The organism is Geobacillus sp. FJAT-46040 (assembly GCF_002335725.1).
Lineage (GTDB): Bacteria > Bacillota > Bacilli > Bacillales > Anoxybacillaceae > Geobacillus > Geobacillus thermoleovorans.
Genome location: NZ_NISS01000001.1, coordinates 171,973 through 173,993, shown reverse-complemented (window position 1 = coordinate 173,993; position 2,021 = coordinate 171,973). Strand labels below are relative to the sequence as shown.

The window sequence follows — 2,021 nt, the reverse complement described above, 5'->3', positions numbered from 1 at the left end:
TTCGCTTTTTTGAAAGACCCTTTTTTCACGGATGAGATCTATGTCAAAAAGCCAGAACGAGTTGCGGTATTGGGCTATTTGTTTCTCTTGGCCTTGGCCATTTACCGCGTCTTTCAGCGCCGGGTGCGCCAGTTCATCACACCCGAACACCCATTAAAGGGCGCCGGAGGCCGCAAGCTGACCCGACCGACGGGGCAGGCGATTTTCCAGCTGTTTCAATATGTGAACGTCGTCCTCCTGGAGCTGCCGGATGGACGCATCCAACGCTCACTGGATCGCTCCCTCACCCCTGAACAACGAAGGATTCTGCAGGGGTTGGGGCTGGATGAGAGCATTTACGTGTAACGTCATACGGAACGACCAGCGATGGTAAAAAAAGGATAGCCATCGCTCGTCGTGTTGGTCAAAAAGTTATTCTGAAAAACTAAATAAAAAATCCTTTGTTTTGACCTTGTTAGGGTGCGAAATGTGAGTTATTTTACAATATCTGTATAAAAGTTTATTTTTATGCGAATATTTTGGTCATTTTTTGTATATTATGCAAAGGTTGCGAAATATGAGATACAAGTACAAATCGGCGACGTTTTTAATGGCGATTTCCCCTGCCGGAATATCCGTGTAATAGCTCGGTCCACCGCGCCCGCCGGCCTTGAACGGAGCGCCGGCTGACAGCACCGGAAGGCCTTCATACTGCGTCCCTTTTAACATTTTTTCCACATACCACTTTTGGGCGTTCGTGACGATTTGCACGGACGGATCATCTTGAACGAGTGCAAAATAGCTGTTGATCGGGCTCGTAGTTTTTCCAACCGGGCTGCGGACGTACTGGATCGTCGCTTCGTGCTCCGCCTGAATGGCCTGCTCGACGGCCGAATCGCTGTCAACCAACGGCGTTTTCGTCGCCTTGTCATACACTGGACGGAGTTGGGCTTTCGCTTGCGTCACTTTCCATTTTCCGTCGACTTGCTCGACCGTCAAGTCGATCACGCCGAGCGTATCGCCCCATGAACCCGGCATCGTCACCGGAACGCCACTAAAATGCGCAGCTTGACGACGTCCCGCTCCTCCGCGCCTACCGCCGTCGGCCCAAACGAAGGAGCCAGCAGCCCCAACGCCAACACCACGCTCGCCGCCGCGTATTTCTTCCGTTGTAACTATTCACCCCAGTGCTAGTGTATAAAAAAGCCCAGCACAAATAGGGCATTTCGGTCATAGAAAATGCCCTAGGTAGCGGAAAGAACTCGATCGATCGTTTCGCCTGCCAACAGAAGACATAACGAATCCCACACGTTTTTTTCGTGTTTCGTCAGTGTGGAAACGATGCTTCTTGCGATGCAAAACGACTGCGCGAATGTTTCTTCGCGAAACGTACCCGAAATGTTCTCTTTGACTTTGACCATGCGAAGATCGCGTTCGGCTTGGTTGTTATCAAAGGGAACATGTACTTCACGTAAGAAACGCAGCGCTTCTTCCTTTCGTTTTTGAAGGCGTCGAACAAAAGCGAGTGCTTTTTTCGGAAGAGGCGTCATCGTTTCTAATCGGTGTTGTGCTCTTTCTAGGATGCGATCATACACTCGTTCCCACCGTCTCGCTTCTTCTTCGGAAAGTGCACCGTGATGGGCTTCGACGGCTTGCTTGGCGGCTAACAGAAACGTGGTCATGCGCATCGCCCACGTATGCCCCTGTTCGATGAATCCTTTTAACTCACGCAAATGGTGGGCATGACAAAGGGCATGGGTGGCATGTGTGTATTTCGGATACGTACCGAACGCATCGTGCATCATCGTCCCTTCATATCGGGGAAGAATCCCGATATCATCGGTCGCTTTTTTTCCACGAGAAGCGTGAGGAGCCAAGTATGTATATCTCGATGTACACGCGACATGCACCCATGCGAGTTTCCCATTGATGCGCAAACTCGTTTCATCGACATGCAGGATGTTGGATTCAAGTAAGGCGTCTTCGATGATGTCCATATTTGATTCCAACGATTCGCGTCCTCGTTTCACCATATTGGCAAG

Annotated in this window: 3 pseudogenes; 1 reads left to right on the top strand and 2 read right to left on the bottom strand. The window is 50.4% G+C overall.

Annotated features, from left to right (window positions below):
- A pseudogene (locus CD000_RS00960) lies at positions 1–345 on the top strand (IS1634 family transposase); the annotation flags it as partial.
- A 216-nt stretch (positions 346–561) separates the two neighbouring features.
- On the opposite strand, the pseudogene CD000_RS00955 reads toward CD000_RS00960, so the two are convergent.
- Positions 562–1,035, bottom strand: a pseudogene (locus tag CD000_RS00955) (bifunctional 2',3'-cyclic-nucleotide 2'-phosphodiesterase/3'-nucleotidase); the annotation flags it as partial.
- Between the two features lie 188 nt (positions 1,036–1,223).
- Positions 1,224–2,021, bottom strand: a pseudogene (locus tag CD000_RS00950) (IS66-like element ISGst1 family transposase); the annotation flags it as partial.